23 protein-coding genes and 1 tRNA gene are annotated in these 22019 nt (G+C 71.4%); 8 read left to right on the top strand and 16 right to left on the bottom strand.

Features of this window, described 5'->3' with window-relative positions; genetic code table 11:
• Positions 1 to 94: 94 nt before the first annotated feature.
• Positions 95 to 2488: a dynamin family protein gene (locus tag HQN59_RS12940; protein WP_176069512.1), complete on the bottom strand. Its 2394-nt coding sequence runs from the start codon at positions 2486 to 2488 to the stop codon at positions 95 to 97.
• Positions 2489 to 2710: 222 nt separating this feature from the next.
• Positions 2711 to 3526, bottom strand: coding sequence for a bifunctional DNA-formamidopyrimidine glycosylase/DNA-(apurinic or apyrimidinic site) lyase (gene mutM / locus HQN59_RS12935; RefSeq protein ID WP_176069511.1), 816 nt, complete (start codon positions 3524 to 3526; stop codon positions 2711 to 2713).
• Between the two features lie 111 nt (positions 3527 to 3637).
• On the opposite strand from mutM, the gene HQN59_RS12930 reads away from it, so the two are divergent.
• The 8 genes from HQN59_RS12930 to HQN59_RS12895 all read left to right on the top strand — a co-directional run bounded on the left by HQN59_RS12930 (position 3638) and on the right by HQN59_RS12895 (position 10413).
• Positions 3638 to 5635: a tetratricopeptide repeat protein gene (locus HQN59_RS12930; protein ID WP_176069510.1), complete on the top strand. Its 1998-nt coding sequence runs from the start codon at positions 3638 to 3640 to the stop codon at positions 5633 to 5635.
• Positions 5632 to 6252, top strand: coding sequence for a lipoprotein insertase outer membrane protein LolB (locus HQN59_RS12925; RefSeq protein WP_176069509.1), 621 nt, complete (start codon positions 5632 to 5634; stop codon positions 6250 to 6252). Before HQN59_RS12930 ends, HQN59_RS12925 begins: the two co-directional genes overlap by 4 nt.
• A 1-nt stretch (position 6253) precedes the next feature.
• Positions 6254 to 7126: a 4-(cytidine 5'-diphospho)-2-C-methyl-D-erythritol kinase gene (ispE, locus tag HQN59_RS12920; protein WP_176069508.1), complete on the top strand. Its 873-nt coding sequence runs from the start codon at positions 6254 to 6256 to the stop codon at positions 7124 to 7126.
• A 57-nt stretch (positions 7127 to 7183) separates the two neighbouring features.
• Positions 7184 to 7260 (top strand) — tRNA-Gln (locus tag HQN59_RS12915).
• Between the two features lie 36 nt (positions 7261 to 7296).
• Positions 7297 to 8259 (top strand): ribose-phosphate diphosphokinase, encoded by a 963-nt coding sequence (locus HQN59_RS12910; protein WP_176069507.1) that lies wholly within the window; start codon positions 7297 to 7299, stop codon positions 8257 to 8259.
• Positions 8260 to 8376: 117 nt separating this feature from the next.
• Positions 8377 to 9021 carry a 50S ribosomal protein L25/general stress protein Ctc gene (locus HQN59_RS12905; RefSeq protein ID WP_176069506.1) on the top strand — a complete coding sequence of 215 codons (645 nt, stop codon included), beginning with the start codon at positions 8377 to 8379 and terminating at the stop codon, positions 9019 to 9021.
• A gap of 238 nt (positions 9022 to 9259) precedes the next feature.
• Entirely contained in the window at positions 9260 to 10024 is a 765-nt protein-coding gene (pth, locus tag HQN59_RS12900; protein WP_176069505.1) for an aminoacyl-tRNA hydrolase, read from the top strand.
• Positions 10021 to 10413, top strand: coding sequence for a hypothetical protein (locus tag HQN59_RS12895; protein ID WP_176069504.1), 393 nt, complete (start codon positions 10021 to 10023; stop codon positions 10411 to 10413). Before pth ends, HQN59_RS12895 begins: the two co-directional genes overlap by 4 nt.
• Positions 10414 to 10434: 21 nt before the next feature.
• Here the strand turns inward: HQN59_RS12895 and HQN59_RS12890 are convergent, their stop codons facing one another.
• The 14 genes from HQN59_RS12890 to HQN59_RS12825 form a co-directional block, all read right to left on the bottom strand.
• Positions 10435 to 10779: a YfhL family 4Fe-4S dicluster ferredoxin gene (locus HQN59_RS12890; protein WP_176069503.1), complete on the bottom strand. Its 345-nt coding sequence runs from the start codon at positions 10777 to 10779 to the stop codon at positions 10435 to 10437.
• A gap of 40 nt (positions 10780 to 10819) precedes the next feature.
• Positions 10820 to 11323 (bottom strand): pantetheine-phosphate adenylyltransferase, encoded by a 504-nt coding sequence (gene coaD, locus HQN59_RS12885; protein ID WP_176069502.1) that lies wholly within the window; start codon positions 11321 to 11323, stop codon positions 10820 to 10822.
• Complete coding sequence (gene rsmD / locus HQN59_RS12880) at positions 11320 to 11967, bottom strand: 16S rRNA (guanine(966)-N(2))-methyltransferase RsmD (RefSeq protein WP_176069501.1); 648 nt, start codon at positions 11965 to 11967, stop codon at positions 11320 to 11322. Before rsmD ends, coaD begins: the two co-directional genes overlap by 4 nt.
• A gap of 97 nt (positions 11968 to 12064) precedes the next feature.
• Positions 12065 to 12826, bottom strand: coding sequence for an imidazole glycerol phosphate synthase subunit HisF (gene hisF / locus HQN59_RS12875; protein WP_176069500.1), 762 nt, complete (start codon positions 12824 to 12826; stop codon positions 12065 to 12067).
• Positions 12827 to 12884: 58 nt separating this feature from the next.
• The gene (gene hisA, locus HQN59_RS12870; protein WP_176069499.1) at positions 12885 to 13631 is read right to left on the bottom strand and encodes a 1-(5-phosphoribosyl)-5-[(5-phosphoribosylamino)methylideneamino]imidazole-4-carboxamide isomerase; all 747 of its coding nucleotides are present in this window, start codon (positions 13629 to 13631) and stop codon (positions 12885 to 12887) included.
• Between the two features lie 81 nt (positions 13632 to 13712).
• Positions 13713 to 14405: an imidazole glycerol phosphate synthase subunit HisH gene (gene hisH, locus HQN59_RS12865; RefSeq protein WP_176069498.1), complete on the bottom strand. Its 693-nt coding sequence runs from the start codon at positions 14403 to 14405 to the stop codon at positions 13713 to 13715.
• A gap of 61 nt (positions 14406 to 14466) precedes the next feature.
• The gene (hisB, locus tag HQN59_RS12860) at positions 14467 to 15096 is read right to left on the bottom strand and encodes an imidazoleglycerol-phosphate dehydratase HisB (RefSeq protein WP_425342725.1); all 630 of its coding nucleotides are present in this window, start codon (positions 15094 to 15096) and stop codon (positions 14467 to 14469) included.
• Between the two features lie 15 nt (positions 15097 to 15111).
• A complete protein-coding gene (gene hisC, locus HQN59_RS12855) occupies positions 15112 to 16191 on the bottom strand; it encodes a histidinol-phosphate transaminase (RefSeq protein ID WP_176069584.1) in 1080 nt (359 codons plus the stop codon).
• A 20-nt stretch (positions 16192 to 16211) separates the two neighbouring features.
• Complete coding sequence (gene hisD / locus HQN59_RS12850; protein ID WP_176069496.1) at positions 16212 to 17723, bottom strand: histidinol dehydrogenase; 1512 nt, start codon at positions 17721 to 17723, stop codon at positions 16212 to 16214.
• Positions 17720 to 18403 (bottom strand): ATP phosphoribosyltransferase, encoded by a 684-nt coding sequence (gene hisG / locus HQN59_RS12845; RefSeq protein ID WP_176069495.1) that lies wholly within the window; start codon positions 18401 to 18403, stop codon positions 17720 to 17722. Before hisG ends, hisD begins: the two co-directional genes overlap by 4 nt.
• A gap of 31 nt (positions 18404 to 18434) precedes the next feature.
• A complete protein-coding gene (gene murA, locus HQN59_RS12840) occupies positions 18435 to 19694 on the bottom strand; it encodes a UDP-N-acetylglucosamine 1-carboxyvinyltransferase (protein ID WP_176069494.1) in 1260 nt (419 codons plus the stop codon).
• A gap of 102 nt (positions 19695 to 19796) precedes the next feature.
• Entirely contained in the window at positions 19797 to 20081 is a 285-nt protein-coding gene (locus tag HQN59_RS12835; protein ID WP_176069493.1) for a BolA family protein, read from the bottom strand.
• A gap of 35 nt (positions 20082 to 20116) precedes the next feature.
• Positions 20117 to 20983, bottom strand: a complete 867-nt coding sequence (locus tag HQN59_RS12830; RefSeq protein WP_176069492.1) for an ABC transporter permease — start codon at positions 20981 to 20983, stop codon at positions 20117 to 20119.
• Positions 20980 to 21903, bottom strand: a complete 924-nt coding sequence (locus HQN59_RS12825) for an ABC transporter ATP-binding protein (RefSeq protein ID WP_176069491.1) — start codon at positions 21901 to 21903, stop codon at positions 20980 to 20982. Before HQN59_RS12825 ends, HQN59_RS12830 begins: the two co-directional genes overlap by 4 nt.
• Between the last annotated feature and the right edge of the window lie 116 nt (positions 21904 to 22019).

The raw sequence follows: 22019 nt of genomic DNA, 5'->3' as shown, positions 1-22019 counted from the left end.
GCCGGCGTCTCGCGGGCGACGTCAGCCCCGGACGGCAACGCCGCTTCGGGCGCCAACTCCGCCGGCACGCGCCGGCGCGACGACGCGGTCGTGCTCAGGCGCGAACACGCTGCCGCACGGGCTCGATGTCGTCGAACAGCGGCAGATCGATCGTGACCGGTTCGGCGTCGCCGAACAGCGGCAGGTCCATCGGTTCGGCGGCCGCCGAGGCCGGGGCCGGCGCGCTCGCCAGCGGTTGAACGCTGCCGCCGGGGCCGGAGGACTCCCGTTCCGCCCCGTCGACCGTGGCGCGCCCGGCGGCCCTGCTCGCGCTGCCGTCGCCATCCGCACCGACTGTTTCGCCAGCCGCGCCCGCGCGCTCGGCGCGCGATCCGAGCCGCGACGACTCGACGTCGGCGAGGTCGACCACCCGCGCGGATCCGGCGCCATCGCTCGCTGTCGCGAAGCCTTCGGTCACGCGCGGCGCCGCGCCTTCGCCCGCCTGCTCGTCCGCCGGATCGGGCAGACCGATGCGGATCAGCGGCACGCTCTCGTCGCCTGCCGAAGCGGGTGCCTCGGGCGCCGCAACCGGCATCTCGGCGGCCTGCTCGCGCAGCGCGTGAGCGAGCTCGCGACTTTTCGAATGGAACACCAGGAGGCGATGGTCCTGGCCTTCGAGCTCGGTGATGCGCTTTTCGAGCTCGCTCGACGCGGTCTGGATGCGCTCGAGCGCCTCGCGGCGCCGGCCGAAGCCGCGCCGGCGCTCACGCAGCTGCGAATCGACCTGGCTGGTGAGCGCCTTGTTCCACAGCTCGACCTCGCCGCTCGCGTTCTCGAACACGATGCGCAGCTTGGAGAGCAGCATGCGCCGGAACTGCTCCATGAACTTCGGCTGCACCAGGCGCAGCGAGAGGGTGAGCCCGAGGTACTGCACGTAGCTCGTCTCGATCAGCTCGAGCTCGCTCGCGAAGCGGCCGAGTTCGAGCGGCTTGCCGAGCTGCAGGCTGAAGCCGAACTCCGCGTTGAGACGGTTGAACGACGCGCCGAGCATGTCGCGGATCTCGTTGCTGCGCCGCTCGGCCTCGGCGAGCAGCACGCGCAGGCGCTCCCCGAGCGCGATGAACGCCTTCTTCGCACCGAACTTCAGGAAGGTGCCGCCCATCTCCTTCTGCATGGTCGCGATCTCGTCGCGCAGGCGATCGGACGACAGATCGTTCAGCAGGTCGCGCAGCATCCGGCCGTGCACCGAGCGCATCGCCTGGACGACGGGCGTGCACGCCTCGAACTCGTCGGACTCGTTGTCGATGCGCGTGAGCATCAGGCTCACCTTGGCGGCGTTCTTCCCGCGCAAGCCCCGCAGCTCGAGCATCTGCTCGGCGAGCTGACGCCGGCTGTCGCCGATCTGGCGCGCAACGAGGTTCTCGATCTGCTGGACGCTGTCGGTGACCACCTGCTCGAGCACCTCGCGGCGCTGCGGCAGCAGCTGCGCGCCGAGCGCGGCCTCGAGCGCCGGCAGCCGGCTGCGGGCGAGCGCACGGGCGTCGCGGTTCACGCGCGCGGTGAGGCCCTGACGCGCCGACAGCGGGAACACGCGCTCGGCGGGCACCCCGAGCAGCCGCGCCGTGTCGTGCTGCTGCATCGTGATCTGCGCCTGCACCTGCTCCCAGGTCGCGAGCGGGTCCTCGAGCGCATCGATCTTGTTCAGGACGACGAAGCGTCCGGGCGCCTGCGGCCCCAGGTGGTCGCGCCAGATCGCCAGATCGGAGCGCGTGACGCCAGTGTCGGCGCCCAGGATGAAGACGGTGGCGTGCGCGGTCGGCAACAGGCTCAGCGTCAGCTCGGGCTCGGCGCCGATCGCGTTGAGGCCGGGCGTGTCGAGCACCACCAGCCCCTGCTTCAGCAGCGGGTGCGGGTAGTTGATGATCGCGTGGCGCCAGGCCGGCACCTCGACCTTGCCGAACGCGTCGCGCGGCGGGTTTTCCTCGGGGTTCTCGTCGTCCCAGAAGCCGAGGGCGCGCGCGCGCTCCTCGCTGACGCTTTCGGTGAGCGTCACCTCGAGCAGCGCGTCCGCCAGGCGCTGCGGATCGTCGATGTCGAGCTCGAGGCGGCGCCAGGCGCGCGGCTGGTTGCGCAGCTCGCCGAGCGCGACGCCCTCCAGACGCGTCTCGATCGGCAGCAGCATCAGCGACGCCGGCTCGTCGGCGCGCCAGCCGAGCTCGACCGGGCACATGGTGGTGCGGCCCGGCGTCGCCGGCAGGATCCGCCGGCCGGTGTCGGCGAAGAAGATCGCGTTGATCAGCTCCGACTTGCCGCGCGAGAACTCGGCGACGAACGCGACCACCAGCTTCTCGTTGCGCAGCCGCTCGCGCAGCGCGCCGAGCTGGTCGGCGGCGATGTTCTCGGTGAGCGCGTGGTCGGCCAGAAAGCGCGCCAGCTCGTCGACGCGGCGACCGACCTCGGAGCGCCAGGCGCCGAGGGCGTCGAGACTGGTGGCAAAGGACGTCGTCATCGGCGGTCGTTCACGGGCGGTGACGGCTCTCCGACCGACGTCGGGAAACCTGGCGGGATGAGCGTGGCATCTTCGCATCGGGCCTGCACGCGTGCTCCGCAAATTTCGTGAGGGGTTTGGCGACGCCGAGTCAGGCGCAGCGTGGCGGGCACTGTACGCGGGCCGGGCAATCGCTGCCGGCGCCGGGTGACTCGTTCCGACGGGGGTGTCGGCGCCCGGCGGCTATCGCTTCTGGCACCCCGCGCAGAAGAAGGTCGCGCGCTGCCCCTGGACGATGCGGCGCACCGTCCCGTCGCAGCGCACGCACGGCTCGCCGGCGCGCCCGTAGACGCTCGCCAGCGACTGGAAGCGGCCGGCGTCGCCGTCGGCGTTGCGATAGTTGCGCAGCGTCGAGCCGCCCGCCTCGACGGCGCGCAGCAGGGTGCCCCGCACCGCCGCCGCGAGCAGGTCGCAGCGCGGCTTGCTGAGGCGGTCGCTGCGCGTGCGCGGGTCGATGCGCGCGTCGAACAGTGCCTCGCAGGCGTAGATGTTGCCGGCGCCGACGACGATGTCGCCGCCGAGCAGCGCGACCTTCACCGCCACCTTGCGCCGCTGCAGCGCGGCATGCAGGTAGGCGCCGGTGAAGCCCTCGTCGAACGGCTCGATGCCGAGCGAGCCGAGCAGCTTGGCAGCCATGCCGCTCTCGAGGCCCGGCGACCAGACGACCGCGCCGAAGCGGCGGGGGTCCGTCAGGCGCAGGGTGCCGCGGTCGGTGACGAGGTCGAAATGGTCGTGCACGCCGGGCGCCCCACCGGCCGGCCCGAAGCCGAGCGAGCCCGACATGCCCAGATGCATCAGCAGGCCGCCGTCGTCGAGCGCGAGCCACAGGTACTTGCCGCGCCGGGTGACGCCGGTGACGGTCTGCCCCTTCAGGACCTCGGGCGCGCAGCCGAGCGGCCAGCGCAGCGCCTTGCCGAGCCGCACGTGCAGCACGCTCGCGCCGCGAATGCGCTCGGCGAAGCTCTGGCGCGTGACTTCGACCTCGGGTAGCTCGGGCATGGGCAGCGGGTGCAGGAAGGCGCCGGATTATCCCGACCTGCCGTCGATCGCCCTGCACGGCCGCCGGCGCGGGCCGCCTCATAAAATTGCGGTTTGGCTCAGGAGCACCCGATGTCGGCGTCCCGATTCACCTGGCGCACCCTGGTTGCGCTTGCCGGCCTGAGTGCGCTGGCCGTCGGCGCGCAGCCGCAGGGCGCCCCCGCCGGCACGAGTCCCTCGGACCCGGCCAGCCCCACTGCGCCGGCCACCACGCCGATCACGCCGGCGCCGACGCCGCCGGGGCAACCCGCGGCGCCGGCCGCGACGCCGCCCTCGGCCGCACCCGCCGCTCCGGCTGCGCCGGCCGCCGATCCGGCGAGCCCGCCTGCACCGCCCGCTGCTGCGGCGTCGGACCCCACCTCGCCGCGCAAACCTGCGGTCGAGAATTCGGCGCTCGACGCCACGCTGCTCTACCAGCTGCTGATCGCCGAGATGGAGCTGCGCCAGGGAGATGCCGGCACGGCTTATCAGGTGATGCTCGACGCCGCGCGCCGGACCCGGAGCGAGCAGCTGTTCCGCCGCACCACCGAGATCGCGCTGCGCGCGCGTGCCGGCGAGCAGGCGCTCGCCGCGGTGGTGGCGTGGCGCAATGCCATTCCGCAGTCGCAGGACGCGCTGCGCTTCCAGGTGCAGTTGCTGGTGGCGCTCAACCGTGTCGCCGAGGCCGAGGAGCCGCTGCGTGCGCTGCTGGCGGGCCTATCCGACGTGACCCGGCCGGCGGCGATCGACGGCCTTCCGGCGCTGGTGTCGCGCCGCACCGACACCGCGGCACAGCGCGCCGCCGCCGCTGCGCTGATCGAGCGCCTCGTCGCGCCGTACCTCGAGGCGCCGGTCGCGCGTACCTCGGCGCGCGTCGCCGCGGCGCGCGCCTGGCTCGCTGCCGGAGAGCCCGCGAAGGCGCTCGCGCTCGTCGAGCGCGCAAGCGTCGACGAGCCGGGCGCCGAAGCGCCGGCGCTGGTGGCGCTCGACCTGCTGCCGGGCCAGCCGGCCGCCGAGGCAATCGTCACGCGCCACCTCGCCGCGAACCCCGCCAACACGGGCATGCGCCTGCTCTACACGCGAACCCTCGCGGCGTCGCAGCGCATCGGCGACGCGCGCGCACAGGTCGAGCTGCTGACGCGCAGCGACCCCGACCTGCCGCAGCCGTGGCTCACGCTCGGCGCGCTCGAGATCGAGCTGCGTCACCCCGACGCGGCAATCAAGGCGCTGCAGACCTACGTGCGCCTCGTCGAGTCGGGGGCGGTGGTCGCGGCGCCGGCGCGTCAGAGCGACGACGATGACGACGAGCCGCCGTCGCGTGCCCGCACGCTCACGCCGGCGCTCCTGATGCTCGCGCAGGCCGCCGAGCTCAAGAGCGACTTCGCCGGCGCCGAGGCGTGGCTGGCGCGTGTCGACCCGGCGCAGGGCGGCATGGAGCTGCAGACGCGGCGCGCCTCGCTGCTCGCCAGGCAAGGCAAGGTCGGCGCCGCGCGCGAGCTGATCCGCAACATCCCCGAAACGCGCGCCGAGGACGCGCGCGCGAAGGTCATGGCCGAGGTGCAGCTGCTGCGAGACCAGAAGCTCTGGTCCGACGCCGAACAGGTGCTCGCGGCTGCGGGCCAGCGCTTCCCGAACGACATCGACATGCTCTACGAGCAGGCCATGATGGCCGAGAAGCTCGCGCGGGTCGACGAAATGGAGCGCCTGCTGCGCCGGGTGATCGAGCTCAAGCCCGACCACCACCACGCCTACAACGCGCTCGGCTACTCGCTCGCGGAGCGGCGCGTGCGGCTGCCCGAGGCGCGCGACCTGATCCGCAAGGCGCTCGAGCTGAGCCCCGGCGAGCCGTTCATCACCGACAGCCTCGGCTGGGTCGAGTTCCGCCTCGGCAACCGCGACGAGGCGCTGCGCCTGCTGCGCGGCGCCTACCAGTCGCGGCCCGATCCCGAAATCGGCGCGCACCTCGGCGAGGTGCTGTGGAGCGTCGGCCAGTCCGAAGAGGCCAAGCGAGTCTGGCGCGAGGCACGCGCGCGCGACGCCAGCAACGACGTCCTGCGCGAGACGCTGGCCCGCCTGGGCGTCGATCTGTGACCGGTGCGACGACGACGGCGCGCGCAGCTCGCGGCGCGCCGGAGCCGGACGTTCGTGGCGGCGGCGGGGCAGCAGATCGGCGTGCGGGTCGTGCGGGCCTCCGCGCCGCAGCGCTGCTCGGCGCCCTGCTGCTCGCCGGCTGCGCGCTCACGCCGCAGCCGTTCGCGCCGGGGGGCGACGCGCTCACCGGCCGCCTCGCGCTGCGGATCGAAGCTAGCGGCACCCAGCCGGCGCGCGCCTTCGCCGCGGCGTTCGACCTGCGCGGCAGCGCCGATGCCGGCGGGCTCGACCTGTCGACGCCGCTCGGCAGCCTTCTCGCGCAGGCGCGCTGGCAGCCCGGCGAGGTCGCGCTGCGCACGCCGCAGGGCTCGCGCCGATACGCCGACCTCGACGCGCTGTCGCGCGACGTGCTCGGCGAGCCGGTGCCGCTCGCCGCGCTGTTCGACTGGCTGCGCGGCCGGCCGTGGCCCGGCGCCCCGAGCGCGCCAGGGCCTGACGGCGGTTTCGAGCAGCTCGGCTGGCGTGTCGATCTCTCGCGCCTCGCCGACGCGGCAGTGTCGGCGGTGCACCCCGAGCCGCCGGTCATGAGCGTGCGCGTCCAGCTCGATCGGCCCTGACGTGGCGCTGCGTTCGATCATCGACGTCGCCGCGCCGGCGAAGCTCAACCTGTTCCTGCACGTGGTCGGGCGGCGGACCGACGGCTATCACCTGCTGCAGTCGGTGATGGTGCTGATCGACTGGGCCGACGTGCTGCACGTCGAGCGCCGTGACGACGGCAGGCTGGCTCGCCACGACCTGGGGCCTGCGCTCCCGGCCGACGACCTCTGCCTGCGCGCGGCCCGTGCGCTGCGCGCTGCGTCGGGCACCTCGCTGGGCGCCGACATCTCGATCGAGAAGCGCGTGCCCTGGGGCGCCGGCATGGGCGGCGGCAGCTCCGACGCCGCTTCCACGCTGCTCGCGCTGAACCGGCTCTGGGGACTTGGCTGGCCGCTCGAGAAGCTGCTGCCGCTCGGCCTCGCGCTCGGTGCCGACGTGCCGTTCTTCCTGCGCGGCCGCAACGCCGCGGTCGAGGGCATCGGCGAGCGGATCACGCCGATCGAAGCCGCGCCGCGCACCTTCGCAGTGGTCAAACCCGCCGACGGCATCGAGACGCGCGCCGTCTTCACGAGCCCTCTCGTGGGACGCAGCCAAGAGGCTGCTATAGTCGAGGGTTTCACCGCTAGGCAATTCGACGACAGCGGACGGGAATACGGCAGAAACGACCTGCAACGCGCCGCCGAGGCGCTCAGCAGCGATGTGGCAGCCGTCTCGTCGTGGCTCGAAGAGCGTTACGGCAACAGCCGCATGACGGGTTCGGGAAGCGCGGTCTTCGCGCGAACGAGCCTCGAGAGCACCGGGTTGCCCGACGAGCTTCCCGCCGGCTGGACCGGACGGATCTGCCGAAGCCTCGCCGCGCATCCGTTGCTCGGCTGGGCCGACGAGCCGGCGTGAATGCGCAGCTACACAGCGCAAGGTTGAAGGTTGGCGGCGCAAGCCGTCGACCTGTGTAGGGGAGTCGCCAAGTTGGTTAAGGCATCGGATTTTGATTCCGACATGCGAGGGTTCGAGTCCTTCCTCCCCTGCCAAAGCTAAGCGCCGCGGGCGCTGACAACGGAGCCGTCGTGCTTTTCAACACCGTCCTGTTCACCGGCAACGCGAACCCCGCGCTGGCCGGCGAAATCGCGTCGCACCTGGGCATCGAGCTCGGCAAGGCCAAGGTCGGCCGCTTCTCGGACGGCGAGGTGAATGTCGAGATCGAGCAGAACGTCCGCGCGCGCGACATTTTCGTGCTGCAGCCGACGTGCTCGCCGACGAACGAGTACCTGATGGAGCTCTGCATCATGGTCGACGCGCTCAAGCGGGCTTCTGCCCGCCGCGTCACGGCCGTGATTCCGTACTTCGGCTACGCCCGGCAGGATCGCCGGCCGCGCTCGACGCGCGTGCCGATCAGCGCCAAGGTCGTCGCCAACATGCTCGAGGCGGTCGGCGTCGAGCGGCTGCTCACCATGGACCTGCACGCCGACCAGATCCAGGGCTTCTTCAACATTCCGGTCGACAACATCTACGCCTCGCCGGTGCTGCTGTCCGACCTGCAGTCCCGGCGCTACGACGACTTGGTGGTGGTCTCGCCCGATGTCGGCGGCGTGGTGCGCGCGCGTGCGCTCGCCAAGCAGCTCGGCTGCGACCTCGCGATCATCGACAAGCGGCGTCCCAAGGCGAACGTGTCCGAGGTGATGCACGTCATCGGCGAGATCGAGGGCCGCAACTGCGTGATCATGGACGACATGATCGATACCGCCGGCACCCTGGTGAAGGCGGCCGACGTGCTGAAGGACCGCGGCGCCAGGAAGGTCTACGCGTACTGCACGCACGCCGTGTTCTCGGGCCCCGCGATCGAGCGCATCCGCGGCTCGCAGATCGACGAGGTGGTCGTCACCGACACCATCCCGCTCGCCGAGGACGCCAAGGTCTGCTCGAAGATCCGGCAGCTGTCGGTCGCGTTCCTGTTCGCGGAGACCATCCGCCGCATCTCCGACGGCGAGTCCGTCACGTCGCTGTTCGCCGAGCAGAACAGCAATTTCTGAAGCGGCTGCGCCCCCAGCGCAGCCCCTGCCTCATCGGCCCTCGCGAGAGGGCGGTAAGCCGGTCGCAAGACCATCCTGGACAGCCTGGTCGCGGGTGTCCGAACTTTTGGAGTCAACATGAAATTCGTCGCTTACGAGCGCACGCAGCAGGGGACCGGAGCGAGCCGCCGCCTGCGCAATGCGCAAAAGGTGCCTGGCATCGTCTACGGCGCAGGCAGCCCGACCACGATCGAGCTCGATCACAACGCGCTCTTCTTCGCGCTGAAGAAGGAAGCGTTCCACTCGTCGCTGCTCGACATGGAGCTCGGCGGCAAGACCGAGCAGGTCCTGCTGCGCGACTACCAGATGCACCCGTACAAGCCGCTCGTGCTGCACGTGGACTTCCAGCGCGTCGACGCGACGACCAAGATCACCAAGAAGGTGCCGCTGCACTTCGTCAACGAGGAGAACTCGCCGGCGGTCAAGCTCGACGCCTGCGTGGTCAACCACGTCGTCAACGAACTGCTCGTCCAGTGCCTCGCCTCGCAGCTGCCCGAGTACCTCACGATCGACCTCGGCAATCTGGTCAAGGGCCAGTCGCTGCACGTCAACGACGTGTCGCTCGGCGACGGCATCAAGGTCGTCACGCACGGCAAGCCGAACCCGGTGATCGTGTCCGCCAACCCGCCGGCCGCCGAAGAGGAAGAAGCCGCGCCGGTGGTCGCCGCACCGGCTGCCGCGCCGACCAAGGGCAAGAAGAGCGAGAAGCAGAACAAGAAGTGATGCGCTCCTAGCGCGCTCGAGCCCCGCCGCGTGCGGGGCTTTTTTGTGTCTGCGCCTCGTGGGCCCGCTGCACCGGCTGTCGGCCTGCGGGCCTGCCTTGCGCATGTCGGCGCCGCCGTGCTGCCCTGTGCTCGCTTGCGCTTCCAACCCGGTCGCGCCGGCCGCCTGAGCGAGGGCCCTCCACGTCACCACTCCGCCGGCGGGCTGCCTCGCTGCCGGCCGACTCGATAATCGGACGATGATTCGACTCCTCGTGGGGCTCGGCAACCCGGGCCCCGAGTACGCGGCGACGCGCCACAACGCGGGCTTCTGGTTCATCGACGAGGCCGCCCGCAAGCTCGGCGCCACGCTCGTTCCCGACCGCGCGTACTCCGGGCGCGTCGCCCGCGTGAACGTGCGCGGCCAGGCCGTCTGGCTGCTGCAGCCCACGACCTACATGAACCTCTCGGGCAAGTCGGTTGCGCCGCTCGCCCGCTTCTTCAAGATCGAGCCCGCCGAGATCCTCGTCGCGCACGACGAGCTCGACCTGCTGCCAGGGCTCGCCAAGCTCAAGCTCGGCGGCGGCAACGCGGGCCACAACGGCCTCAAGGACATCAACGCGCAGCTCGGCAGCGCCGACTTCTGGCGCCTGCGCCTCGGCATCGGCCACCCCGGCGTGAAGGCGGAGGTCGTCGACTACGTGCTGCGCAAGCCGCCCCTTTCGGAGCGCGAGCTGATCGACAAGAGCATCGAGCAATCGCTCGGCGGGCTCGACGCCATGCTGGCGGGTGACATGGCGCAGGCGGGCCTCGTGATCCACGCGCGGCCGCCACGTCCGAAGCCGCCGCGTCCGCCGCGCGAGGCGGCGGTACCCGCCGATGCTCGCCCGGGCTCGCCCGCGTTCCCGCGCGAAGGCGCGGGGCCCCTCTCCGGAGCAGCGCCCGAGGGGCGCGCCGGCGCCACCGCCGGGCCGGCCAGCGCGACGCTCGACCGCCGCCTCGACGAGGACGACGGCTCGCCATGAAGGCTGCGGCCTCCGTGCTCCTGGCACTGCTCGCGGGCGGCGCTGCCGCGCAGACCCTCTACCGCTGCGGCAACGCCTACAGCGAGGTCGCCTGCCCCGGCGCGCAGGTGGTCGGCAGGGCCGAACCGCAGGGCACCGCGCACGCTGCCGACGCGCGCCGCGAAATCGAGCGAACCAGACGGCTTGCCGACGACATGGAGCGCGACCGCCTGCGCCGCGAGGCGTCGATCAGGCCGGCGCTGGCCGGCAGCCTGAGCGGGCCGCCCAAGCGCGCCGTCGAGCCGGCACCGCCGAGCCAGCGTCCCGCGAAGAAGAGGCGGCCCAAGGCGGCGCCCGACGAGCAGCGCGACTTCATCGCCGCCGTGCCGGGGTCGGGCCGCAAGCGCTAGCGGCCGCTCACAAGCATCAGCTCACTTCGGCCCTTCGGCCGGCGAGCCGACGAGCGCCGGCTCGACACGGGCAGCCGCGGCAGCCTGCGCCTGGGCGTGCTGCGCCTGCGCCTGCTGCGCCTGCGCCTGCAATCGGTTGAACTTCGCCCACAGCGAGTCGCGCGATTCGATGTTGGCCGGGTCGACCGGAATGCACGACACCGGGCAGACCTGCACGCACTGCGGCTCGTCGAAGTGGCCGACGCACTCGGTGCAGCGGTCGGGCGCGATCACGTAGATCGTCTCGCCCATCGAGATCGCCTGGTTCGGGCACTCGGGCTCGCAGACGTCGCAGTTGATGCACTCGTCGGTGATGGTCAGCGACATGCGTCACCTCGCCTGGGGTAAGCCCCTCGGCACGCCGCGCTCACGCCTCGGCGCCCTTCACGCGCGCGTGCAGCCGCTCGAGCACCTTCCCGGAAACGAACTTCGAGACGTCGCCGCCGAGCTGCGCGATCTCGCGTACGAAGGTGCCCGAAATGAACTGGAACTGGTCGCTCGGGGTCAGGAAGAGCGTCTCGACGTCGGGCATCAGCTGGCGGTTCATGCCGGCCATCTGGAACTCGTAGTCGAAATCGCTCATGGCGCGCAGGCCCCGCACGACGACCTTGCCGCCCTGCTCGACGACGAAGTCGCGCAGCAAACCGCGGAACGGGATCACCTCGACGTTCGGGTAGCTCGCCGCGATCTCGCCGGCGATCTCGAGGCGCTCGTCGATCGTGAACATGGTGCGCTTGTGGTGCCCCACCGCGACCGCCACGATCAGGCGCTCGAACAGCCGGCTCGCCCGCCGCATCAGGTCTTCGTGACCGAGCGTCATCGGGTCGAACGTGCCGGGATAAACCGCCGTCAGCCGGGTCACCGAGGTCATGGCGCCTCCGCGGCGCTGCCGCCGTTGTCGAGCGGCGCAGTGTAGCTGTCGCTCTCGCGCGCTTCGACGACCCGGCGCAGCAGGTGGGCATGCACCGCGCCGGCCCGTGCGTGGCGGTAGAGCTCGTAGCGGCCCGCGCTGGCGAGCCGTTCGGCGTCGAGCGGGCTGGCGGCCTCGAGGTAGACGAAGCCGCCGGGCACGACGATGCGCGCGGCCGCGTCGAGCGCCGGCGCGGCAAGATCGGCGTCGAACGGCGGATCGATGAAGACGAGGTCGACGCTCGCGGCCGCACCGCGTGCCATCCAGGTGATGGCGTCGGCGTTGACGACCCGCACGCTCTCGGCCTTGAGCCGCGCCTTGGCTTCTTCAAGACGCGCGGCCAGGCGCCGCTCGCGCTCGATCAGCACCACCTCACCGGCGCCGCGCGAGGCGGCCTCGAACCCGAGCGCGCCCGAACCGGCGAACGCGTCGATGCAGCGCCAGCCGTCGAGCGACTGGCCGAGCCAGTTGAAGAGCGTCTCGCGCACGCGGTCGGGTGTCGGGCGCAAGCCCGCCGCGTCGGCCACCGGCAGCTTGCTGCGCTTCCACTGGCCGCCGATGATGCGCACCTCGTTCGGCAGTGGCCGGCGTGCGGGGCCGCTCATGGCAGCGGCCTGGTGGCGATCGACGCAGCCGAAGTCCGCCCGGTCGCCGCGAGCGGCACGCCGGCGCGGGTGATGAGCGCCACAAGGAAGAAAGGGCTCATGTGCGCACCGGCACGCCGTCGCGCGCGAGCAGCGCCTTCGCCTGGCCGACCGTGAACTCGCCGTAGTGGAAGATGCTCGCGGCGAGCACGGCGTCGGCGCCGCCGACCCGAATGCCTTCCGACAGGTGCTCGAGCGCCCCGACGCCGCCCGAGGCGATGACCGGCACCGGTACCGCGTCGCTCACCGCACGCGTCAGCGCGAGGTCGAAGCCGCTGCGCGTGCCGTCGCGGTCCATGCTGGTCAGCAGCAGCTCGCCGGCGCCGGCCGCGGCCATGCGGGTGGCCCACTCGACCGCGTCCAGCCCGGTGTTGGTGCGTCCGCCGCGCGTGTAGACGTCCCAGCCGTCGCCGTTCGCGCGCCGCTTGGCGTCGATCGCCACGACGATCGCCTGCGAGCCGTAGCGCGCCGCCGAATCGAAGATCACCTGCGGGTTGGCGACCGCGGCCGAGTTGAAGCTCACCTTGTCGGCGCCTGCGTTCAGCAGGCGTCGCACGTCGGCGACCGTGCGCACGCCGCCACCGACCGTGAGCGGAATGAAGACCTGCGACGCGACCGCTTCGATGATGTGCAGGATGACGTCGCGACCGTCGCTGGTGGCGGTGATGTCGAGGAACGTGAGCTCGTCGGCGCCCTGCTCGTTGTAGCGCGCCGCGATCTCGACCGGATCGCCGGCGTCGCGCAGTTCGACGAAGTTGACCCCCTTGACCACGCGACCGGCGGTCACGTCGAGGCACGGAATGATTCGTTTGGCCAGCATGGGTGGTGGCGAGCGGCCGGCGCGGCCGGCAGGCCCGGAAGGTGGTCGGCCGCCGCCGTCAGGCGTCGGCGGTGAGCTCGTCGGCGCGCGCCTGTGCGGCAGCGAAGTCGAGATCGCCGCTGTAGATGGCGCGACCGCAGATCACGCCCTCGATGCCCTGGTCGGCGACCGCGCAGAGGCGATCGATGTCGGCAAGGCTCGACAGGCCGCCCGACGCGAAGATGGGGATCTTCAGTGCCTGCGCAAGCTTGACGGTGGCGTCGATGTTGATGCCGCTCAGCATGCCGTCGCGGCCGATGTCGGTGTAGATGAGGCCGTCGACGCCGTAGTCCTCGAACTTCCTGGCGAGGTCGATCACCTCGTGGCCGGTGAGCTTGCTCCAGCCGTCGGTGGCGACCTTGCCGTCCTTGGCGTCGAGCCCCACGATGATGTGGCCGCCGAACGCGGTGCAGGCATCGCGCAGGAAGCCGGGGCTCTTGACCGCCGCGGTGCCGATGATGATGTACGACAGGCCGTCGTCGAGGTAGCGCTCGATGGTGTCGAGGTCGCGGATGCCGCCGCCGAGCTGCACCGGGATTTCGTCGCCGACCTCGGCAATGATCGCCTTGACCGCGCTCTCGTTGACCGGCTTGCCGGCGAACGCGCCGTTCAGGTCGACGAGGTGCAGGCGCCGCGCCCCGGCATCGACCCAGCGCCGCGCCATGGCTGCCGGGTCTTCGCTGAAGACCGTCGAGTCGTCCATGTTGCCTTGCTTGAGCCGAACACAGTGACCGTCTTTCAGGTCGATCGCGGGAATCAGCAACATGGCCGAAGGTCTGGGAGGTGGGGCGCCGCAGTTCGAACGTGCGGGACGGGCGGGAAGGGAGCCGACGCGCAGCCGCGCGGCTCAGGGGTTCCAGTGCAGGAAGTTTCGGTAGAGAGCCAGGCCGTTGGCGGCGCTCTTCTCGGGGTGGAACTGCGTGGCGAAAATGTTATCGCGCGCCAGCACGGAGGTAAAGCGGCCGCCGTAGTCGGTCTCGCCGGCGCTGTGCCGCGGGTCGAACGGCCGCGCGTAGTAGCTGTGCACGAAGTAGAAGTACGCGTCGTCGGGCACGCCGTTCCAGAGCGGGTGCACGCGGCCTTCGTGAACGACCTGGGTGACGCTGTTCCAGCCCATCTGCGGCACCTTGAAGCGGCTGCCGTCGGGCTGCAGGCGCCCCTCGAGCCGAAAGCGCAGCACCTCGCCGGTGATGAGGCCGAGGCCGGGTGTCGGCACGCCGTCGGCACCGGCGCCCTCCTCGCTGCAGTCGAGCAGCATCTGCATGCCCACGCAGACGCCGAGCAGCGGCTTCGTCGCCGCCGCCTCGCGAACCGCCGGTTCGAGCCCGAGCGACTGCAGCTCGTGCATGCAGTCGCGCATCGCCCCCTGCCCCGGCAGCACGATGCGTTCGGCCGCCCGCACCTGATCCGGATCGGCCGTGACGACGACGTCGAAGCTGGGTCCCCCGACCGCGGCGGCTTCGCGCGCGACGTGGCGCACCGCCTGCTCGACCGAGCGCAGGTTGCCCATTCCGTGATCGACGATCGCGACGACGCGCATGGCAGATGTGAGGAAAGCAGGTTGTCGTGAATCGCGGCGGCCGCTGGCGCCGCGCGCGCGACTAGAGCGTGCCCTTGGTCGAGGGCACCACCCCGGCGCTGCGCGGGTCGAGCTCGAGCGCGCTGCGCAGTGCGCGCGCGAACGCCTTGAACACCGTCTCGCACTGATGGTGCGCGTTCTCGCCGCGCAGGTTGTCGATGTGCAGCGTGACGAGTGCGTGGTTGGCGAAGCCCTGGAAGAACTCGTGCGCGAGCTGCACGTCGAAGCCGCCGATCATCCCGGCCTTCCACGGCACGTTCATGACGAGGCCCGGCCGGCCGGAAAAGTCGACGACGACGCGCGACAGCGCCTCGTCGAGCGGCACGTAGGCGTGCCCGTAGCGGGTGAGGCCCTTCTTGTCGCCGACTGCCTTGCCGACCGCCATGCCGAGCGTGATGCCGACGTCCTCGACCGTGTGATGGCCGTCGATGTGGAGGTCGCCGGTGGCGTCGATGTCGAGGTCGATCAGCCCGTGGCGGGCGATCTGGTCGAGCATGTGATCGAAGAAGCCGATGCCGGTGGCGAGCTTCGCGCGCCCGCTGCCGTCGAGGTTGACGGCGACGCGGATCTGCGTCTCCTTGGTGTCGCGCTGGATCGTGGCGGTGCGCGGCTCGGCGTTCATCGGGGTCTCGGCAGTCAAGGGCGGGAGCAGGAAGCGGGTCGGAGCCTACAGCGTCGCGACGAGCGCGTCGAACATGAGGCGATTCTCGTCGGGCGTGCCGACCGTCAGCCGCAGGCAGTTCGCGAGCAGCGGGTGCAGCGCCGACACGTTCTTCACGAGGACGCCGCGCGCCTTCATGCCGGCGAACGACGCCGCCGCGTCGGGCACGCGCACCAGGATCATGTTGGCTTCGCTCGGGAACGGCCTCGCGTTCGGCAGCTCGGCCAGCATGCGCAGCAGGCGCTCGCGCTCGGCGCGCAGCAGCGCCGCCTGCGCCGCGAAGGTGCCGGCGTGCTCGATCGCGAACAGCGTCGCCTCGGCGTTGAGCGCGCTGATGTTGTACGGCGGGCGCACCTTGTCGAACTCGTCGACGAGCGCTGCCCGTGCGGCGAGGTAGCCGAGGCGTACGCCCGCGAGGCCGAACTTGCTGAGCGTGCGCATCACGACCACGTGGTCGTGGTCGGCAAGGCGCGCCATCCAGGTGCGCGACGCGAACGGCTGGTAGGCCTCGTCGAATACCACGAAGCCGGCGTGGCGCGCGACCGCCTCGACCACCCGCTCGACCGCGCGCTCGTCGAACAGGTTCGCGGTCGGGTTGTTCGGATACGCGATGTAGGTGAGCGCCGGCCGGTGCCGCTCCATCGCCGCGACCATCGCGTCGGCGTCGAGCTCGAAGTCGGCGGTGAGCGGCACGCCGACGAAGCGAAGGCCCTGCAGGCGCGCCGACATCTCGTACATCACGAACCCGGGCACCGGCGCGACGATGGTCGCCGGGCCGCCGTCCGGGCCCGGTGCGTCGCAGGCGAGCGCGAGCAGCGAGATCAACTCGTCGGAGCCGTTGCCGAGCATCAGCTTGCAGCCGTCCGGCAGGTCGACGTAGATCGAGAGCGCCGCGATCACGTCGGCGACGCAGCCGGCCGGGTAGCGGTTGATGGCGACCCGGCCCAGCCGCTCGCCGAGTTCGCGCTGCAGCGGCTCGGGGAGGCGGAACGGGTTCTCCATCGCGTCGAGCTTGACGAGCCCGGCGCTCGGCTGCACGGCATAGGCGTGCATCGACTGCACGTCCTGGCGGACGACGCGGCGCATGCGCTCGGCGAGGCTCGCGCTCACTTGCCGCCTCCGCCGCCGTCGGCGCTATCGCCGGCGGCAGCGCCCCCGTCGGCTTCAGGCCCGGCACCGCCGGCCGACGCACCGGACGCCGCCGCGGCGCTCGTCGCGTTCGCCGCCGGGCGACCACTTTCACCCACGGTCGCCGCGCCTTCCGGTAACTCGGGCATGCGCAGCAACGCCGCCTGCGCGTGCGCATGCAACCCCTCGCCGAACGCGAGCTCGGCGGCGATGGGCCCGAGCACACGGGCGCCGCGCTCGCTCACTTCGATGATGCTGCTGCGCTTCTGGAAGTCGTAGACGCCGAGCGGCGACGAGAAGCGTGCGGTGCCCGCCGTCGGCAGCACGTGGTTCGGCCCGGCGCAATAGTCGCCGAGGCTCTCGCTCGTGTACGCGCCGAGGAAGATCGCACCGGCGTGGCGCAGCAGCGGCTCCCAGCGGCCCGGGTCGCGCGCGCTCACCTCGAGGTGCTCGGGCGCGATGCGGTTGCTGATCTCGCACGCCTCTTCCATCGAGCGCGTGTGGATCAGCGCGCCGCGGCCCTCGAGCGACGCGCGGATCACCGCGGACCGGGGCATCGTCGGCAGCAGGCGCTCGATCGCCTCGCGCACCCGGCTGAGGTAACCCGCGTCGGGACAGAGCAGGATGCTTTGCGCGAGCTCGTCGTGCTCGGCCTGGCTGAACAGGTCCATCGCCACCCAGTCGGCCGGCGTGCTGCCGTCGGCAAGGACCAGGATCTCGCTCGGGCCCGCGATCATGTCGATGCCGACCAGCCCGAAGACGCGCCGCTTGGCGGCCGCGACGTAGGCGTTGCCGGGGCCGGTGATCTTGTCGACGGCGCGGATGGTCGCGGTGCCGTAGGCGAGCGCGCCGACCGCCTGCGCGCCGCCGATCGTGACGACGCGATCGACGCCGGCGATCGCTGCTGCGGCGAGCACCAGCGGGTTGCGCTCGCCGCGCGCGGCAGTCGCGCCGGCCGGCACCGCCGCCGGCGTCGGCACCACCATCACGATCTCGCCGACGCCGGCGACCTTGGCCGGGATCGCGTTCATCAGCACGCTCGACGGGTATGCGGCCTTGCCGCCGGGCACGTAGATGCCGACGCGGTCGAGCGGCGTCACCTTCTGGCCGAGCAGGCTGTCGTCGGCGTCCCGATAGCTCCAGCTGCGCCCGCTCACCTCGAGCTGGCGCTCGTGGAAGATGCGCAGTCGTTCGGCGGCCGATTCGAGCGCGGCGCGCTGCGCCGGCGTGATCGCCGCGAGGGACTGCTGCAGCTCGCTGCGACCGATCTCGAGTGCGGCCACCGACGGTGCATCGAGGCGGTCGAAGCGGCGCGTGTACTCGAGCACCGCGGCGTCGCCGCGCGTGCGCACGTCGGCGAGGATCGCGGCGGCGGCCGCGTCGATCGCTGCGTCGGCCGCTTCGGACGGCCGCAGCACGCCGGCGAACGCCGCTTCGAAGTCGGCGTCGGTGGTCGCGAACTGGCGCAGCGCGATCGTCTCGGCGCTCATGCACGCGCCTCCAGAGGGGTGCCGCACGACGCTCCGGCATCGCGACCTTCCACCGCCGCCCCGAGCGCGTCGATCAGGCGCCGGATCGGCTCGCGCTGCAGCTTGAGCGCGGCCTTGTTGACCACCAGACGTGCCGAGATCTGCATGATCGATTCGACCTCGACGAGATGGTTGGCGCGCAGCGTGTTGCCCGATGCGACGAGATCGACGATGGCGTCCGCGAGTCCCGTCAGCGGCGCGAGCTCCATGGAGCCGTAGAGCTTGATCAGGTCGACGTGGACGCCCTTGTCGGCGAAGTGATCGCGCGCGATCTGCGTGAACTTGGTCGCGACGCGGATGCGCGAGCCCTGGCGCACCGCGTTCGCATAGTCGAAGTCGGCGCGCGCCGCGACGCTCATGCGGCACGCCGCGATGCGCAGGTCGAGCGGCTGGTAGAGGCCGTCGCCGCCGTGCTCGAGCAGCGTGTCCTTGCCGACCACGCCGAGGTCCGCGCCGCCGTGCTGCACGTAGGTCGGCACGTCGCTCGCGCGCACCAGCACGATGCGGACGTCGGCGCGGTCGGTGCCGATGATCAGCTTGCGACTCTTCTCGGGGTCCTCGGCGAGCTCGATGCCGGCGGCGGCGAGCAGCGGCAGTGCCTCGTCGAGGATGCGACCTTTGGACAGCGCGAGCGTGATCATCGCGGCCCCGCCGACAGGCTGAAAACGGCGCTCATCGCAGCCGCTCGATGTCGGCGCCGAGCTCGCGCAGCTTGACCTCCATGCGGTCGTAGCCGCGGTCGAGGTGGTAGATGCGGTCGACGATGGTCTCGCCATCGGCCACGAGGCCGGCGATCACGAGGCCCGCCGACGCGCGCAGGTCGGTGGCCATCACGGTCGCGCCCGACAGGCGGGGCGTGCCCTGCACCAGCGCGACGCGGCCATCGACCTCGATCCTGGCGCCCAGGCGCATCAATTCCGGGATGTGGTTGAAGCGGCTCTCGAAGATCGTCTCGGCGATCGACGCCGAGCCTTCGCCGATGCAGTCGACCGCCATCAGCTGCGCCTGCATGTCGGTCGGGAACGCCGGGTACTCGCTGGTGCGGAAGCTCACCGCACGCAGCTTGCCGTCGCTCGCGACGCGCACCCAGCCGTCGCCGGCCTCGATGCTCGCGCCGGCCTCGCGCAGCTTGTCGATCACCGCCTCGAGGTGGTCGGCGCGCGCGCCACGCAGCACCACGTCGCCGCCGGCCGCCGCCACCGCGCACAGGAACGTGCCCGCCTCGATGCGGTCGGGCACCACCCGGTGCGAGACGCCGTGCAGCTCGCGAACGCCCTCGATGCGGATGCGGCTGGTGCCGTGGCCCTCGATGCGCGCGCCCATCGCGATCAGCATCTCGGCGAGGTCAGGGACCTCGGGCTCCTGCGCCGCGTTCTCGAGCACCGTCTCGCCGTCGGCGAGCGTCGCCGCCATCAGCAGGTTCTCGGTGCCGGTGACCGTGACCATGTCGGTCGTGATGCGCGCGCCCTTGAGGCGTTCGGCGCGGGCGATGATGTAGCCGTGCTCGACCACGATGTCGGCGCCCATCGCCTGCAAGCCCTTGATGTGCTGGTCGACCGGCCGGGTGCCGATCGCGCAGCCGCCGGGCAGCGAGACGCGCGCCTCGCCGAAGCGTGCGAGCAGCGGGCCGAGCACGAGGATCGACGCCCGCATCGTCTTGACGAGGTCGTACGGCGCCTCGCGCGAGACGATGCGGCCGGCGTCGAGCACCAGCGCGTCCTCGCTGCTCTCGCTCGGGCGCGTCGCGACGCCCATCACGCGCAGGAGCTTGAGCATTGTCTGCACGTCGTGCAGCTTGGGCACGTTGGCCAGCGTCACCGGCTCGGCGGTGAGCAGCGCGGCGCACAGCTCGGGAAGCGCGGCGTTCTTCGCGCCCGCGATGGCGATCTCGCCGTTCAGCCGGCGGCCCCCACGGATGCGGAGTTTGTCCATCGATCGATCTTCGTCAGAAGCTGCCCGGTGCGGACCGGCGGGCGGCGCCGCACGGCGCACAACGACGGGCAGCGAGCCTGCCGCGAAGCCGCGGCCGAAGGATCAGCGGTGGTGGGAGGCCGACGCGCCCGACCCCGCCTGGCTGGCGTCCAGCGTCCACTCGGTGGGGGTCAGCGTTCTCATCGACAGCGCATGGATTTCGTCGCGCATTCTATCGCCGAGCGCCTGGTAAACCCTCTGGTGGCGGCGGATGCGGCTGGCGCCCTCGAACTCGCTCGACACGATGGTCGCGAAGAAGTGGCGCCCGTCGCCGGTCACCTCGACGTGCTCGCAGGCGAGCCCGTCCGCGATGAAACGCTCGAGGTCGGCAGGGGTCGGTTCGGCCATCGGGAAAGTCTAAGCGGTGCGCGCAGGCGGTCTGCCTAGTGGCGGATCTTGTAGCCGATGCGCAGCAGGTGCAGGCAGGTGCCGCAGACGACGACGAGGCTCGCCAGCACGACCGCCAGGCTGGTCCACGGCGAGACGTCGCTGGTGCCGAAGAAGCCGTGCCGGAAGCCGTCGACCATGTAGAAGAACGGGTTCAGGTGGCTCGCCTCGTACCAGAACGGCGGCAGCGACTTCACCGAGTAGAAGACGCCCGAGAGGAACGTCATCGGCATGATGATGAAGTTCTGGAACGCCGCGATCTGGTCGAACTTTTCGGCCCAGAGGCCCGCGAGCAGGCCGAGCGCGCCCATCAGCGTCGCGCCGCAGAGCGTGAACACGAGCACCCACAGCGCGTTGGCCACGTGCAGCGGCGCGAACCACACCGTCACCAGCAGCACGCCGGCGCCGACCGCCACCCCGCGCACCACCGACGCACCGACGTAGGCGACGAACCAGGCCCAGTGCGAGAGCGGCGCGACCAGCAAAAAGACCAGGTTGCCGGTGATCTTGCTTTGAATGAGCGACGAGCTGCTGTTGGCGAATGCGTTCTGCAGCACGCTCATCATCACGAGGCCCGGAATCAGGAAGCTCGTGTAGCCGACCGATTCGAACACCGTGACCCGGCCCTCGAGCACGTGGCCGAAGATCAGCAGGTACAGCATCGCGGTGAGCACCGGCGCCGCGACGGTCTGGAAGCTCACCTTCCAGAAGCGCAGCACCTCCTTGTAGAGCAGCGTGCGGGCGCCGGCGAGCAGGGTGGTGTCGATGCGCGGCCGTGGGCGCAAACGCGTCGCGGCCGGGCGCGCCGCGAGCGCGTCGCCAGCCGCTGCGCCACCTTCCGGCGGTCGTGCGGGCGCGTTCATGCGGCGACCCGTGCCGGCGTCTCGCCCTGCATGATCTCGATGAACACGTCCTCGAGGTCGGCGCGGCCGATTTCCAGGTCTTCCGGCTCGCAGCCGGCGCCGTGCAGCACCGCGAGGATCGACTCGACCTCGCGCGCGTCGTGCGCCTTCAGCTGCACGATGCGGCCGGTGACCCGGGCCCGATCGGCCAGTTGCGCCGGCAGCGGCTTGTCGAGCTTGAAGCGCAGCATCGTGCTCGCGGTGCCCGCGAGCAGCGCCGAGGTGCGGTCGAGTGCGACCACGCGGCCTTGCTTGAGCATCGCGATGCGATGGCACAGCGCCTCGGCTTCCTCGAGGTAGTGCGTGGTCAGCAGCACCGTATGGCCCTCCTTGTTGAGGCGGGCGACGAACTGCCAGAGCGTCTGGCGCAGCTCGACGTCGACCCCCGCGGTCGGCTCGTCGAGCACGATCACCGGCGGCCGGTGGACCAGCGCCTGGGCAACCAGCACGCGGCGCTTCATGCCGCCCGAGAGCTGGCGCATGTTGGCGTTCGCCTTGTCCGCCAGGCCCAGGTTGACGAGCAGCTCGTCGATCCACGCGTCGTTGCCGCGCACGCCGAAATAGCCGCTCTGGATGCGCAGCGCCTCGCGCACGCTGAAGAACGGGTCGAACACCAGCTCCTGCGGCACGATGCCGAGGCTGCGCCGCGCGTCGGCGTACGCGGTGACGACGTCGTGGCCGAGCACCGTGATGTGGCCGCTGGTCGCGCGCGCGAGGCCCGCAAGGATGCTGATCAGCGTGGTCTTGCCGGCACCATTCGGGCCGAGCAGCCCGAAGAACTCGCCGGCCTCGATGTCGAAGCTCACGTCGTCGAGGGCCCGCACGCTCCCGCGCGGCGACGCGAACGTCTTGCCGACGTTCTGGAACGAAATGGCTGGCATGGAGCGCGCGATTGTAGGGACCGGGTTGCGCCGGCGTGGAACGCGAGCCGCGGCGCGGTGCGCTGGGTCGACGCCGCGTTCGCGCCTGCCCGGGTTCGCACCACGACGCCGACAGG

It is taken from the genome of Rhizobacter koreensis (assembly GCF_013366375.1).
GTDB lineage: Bacteria > Pseudomonadota > Gammaproteobacteria > Burkholderiales > Burkholderiaceae_C > Schlegelella_A > Schlegelella_A koreensis.
The sequence above is the reverse complement of the archived record's forward strand: the minus strand, read 5'-3'. Positions and strand labels throughout refer to the sequence as shown.

What these genes read in the sequence shown, in the direction of transcription:
- HQN59_RS12930 (WP_176069510.1), top strand. Translation starts at nt 3,638, where the DNA reads ATGTCGGCGTCCCGATTCACCTGGCGCACCCTGGTTGCGCTTGCCGGC.
- pth (WP_176069505.1), top strand. Translation starts at nt 9,260, where the DNA reads ATGATTCGACTCCTCGTGGGGCTCGGCAACCCGGGCCCCGAGTACGCG.
- HQN59_RS12835 (WP_176069493.1), bottom strand. Translation starts at nt 20,081, where the DNA reads ATGGCCGAACCGACCCCTGCCGACCTCGAGCGTTTCATCGCGGACGGG.
- hisC (WP_176069584.1), bottom strand. Translation starts at nt 16,191, where the DNA reads ATGCGCCGCGTCGTCCGCCAGGACGTGCAGTCGATGCACGCCTATGCC.
- hisD (WP_176069496.1), bottom strand. Translation starts at nt 17,723, where the DNA reads ATGAGCGCCGAGACGATCGCGCTGCGCCAGTTCGCGACCACCGACGCC.
- HQN59_RS12895 (WP_176069504.1), top strand. Translation starts at nt 10,021, where the DNA reads ATGAAGGCTGCGGCCTCCGTGCTCCTGGCACTGCTCGCGGGCGGCGCT.
- hisG (WP_176069495.1), bottom strand. Translation starts at nt 18,403, where the DNA reads ATGATCACGCTCGCGCTGTCCAAAGGTCGCATCCTCGACGAGGCACTG.
- coaD (WP_176069502.1), bottom strand. Translation starts at nt 11,323, where the DNA reads ATGACCTCGGTGACCCGGCTGACGGCGGTTTATCCCGGCACGTTCGAC.
- HQN59_RS12905 (WP_176069506.1), top strand. Translation starts at nt 8,377, where the DNA reads ATGAAATTCGTCGCTTACGAGCGCACGCAGCAGGGGACCGGAGCGAGC.
- HQN59_RS12890 (WP_176069503.1), bottom strand. Translation starts at nt 10,779, where the DNA reads ATGTCGCTGACCATCACCGACGAGTGCATCAACTGCGACGTCTGCGAG.
- hisH (WP_176069498.1), bottom strand. Translation starts at nt 14,405, where the DNA reads ATGCGCGTCGTCGCGATCGTCGATCACGGAATGGGCAACCTGCGCTCG.
- murA (WP_176069494.1), bottom strand. Translation starts at nt 19,694, where the DNA reads ATGGACAAACTCCGCATCCGTGGGGGCCGCCGGCTGAACGGCGAGATC.
- hisA (WP_176069499.1), bottom strand. Translation starts at nt 13,631, where the DNA reads ATGTTGCTGATTCCCGCGATCGACCTGAAAGACGGTCACTGTGTTCGG.
- mutM (WP_176069511.1), bottom strand. Translation starts at nt 3,526, where the DNA reads ATGCCCGAGCTACCCGAGGTCGAAGTCACGCGCCAGAGCTTCGCCGAG.
- hisF (WP_176069500.1), bottom strand. Translation starts at nt 12,826, where the DNA reads ATGCTGGCCAAACGAATCATTCCGTGCCTCGACGTGACCGCCGGTCGC.
- rsmD (WP_176069501.1), bottom strand. Translation starts at nt 11,967, where the DNA reads ATGAGCGGCCCCGCACGCCGGCCACTGCCGAACGAGGTGCGCATCATC.
- HQN59_RS12940 (WP_176069512.1), bottom strand. Translation starts at nt 2,488, where the DNA reads ATGACGACGTCCTTTGCCACCAGTCTCGACGCCCTCGGCGCCTGGCGC.
- HQN59_RS12825 (WP_176069491.1), bottom strand. Translation starts at nt 21,903, where the DNA reads ATGCCAGCCATTTCGTTCCAGAACGTCGGCAAGACGTTCGCGTCGCCG.
- HQN59_RS12830 (WP_176069492.1), bottom strand. Translation starts at nt 20,983, where the DNA reads ATGAACGCGCCCGCACGACCGCCGGAAGGTGGCGCAGCGGCTGGCGAC.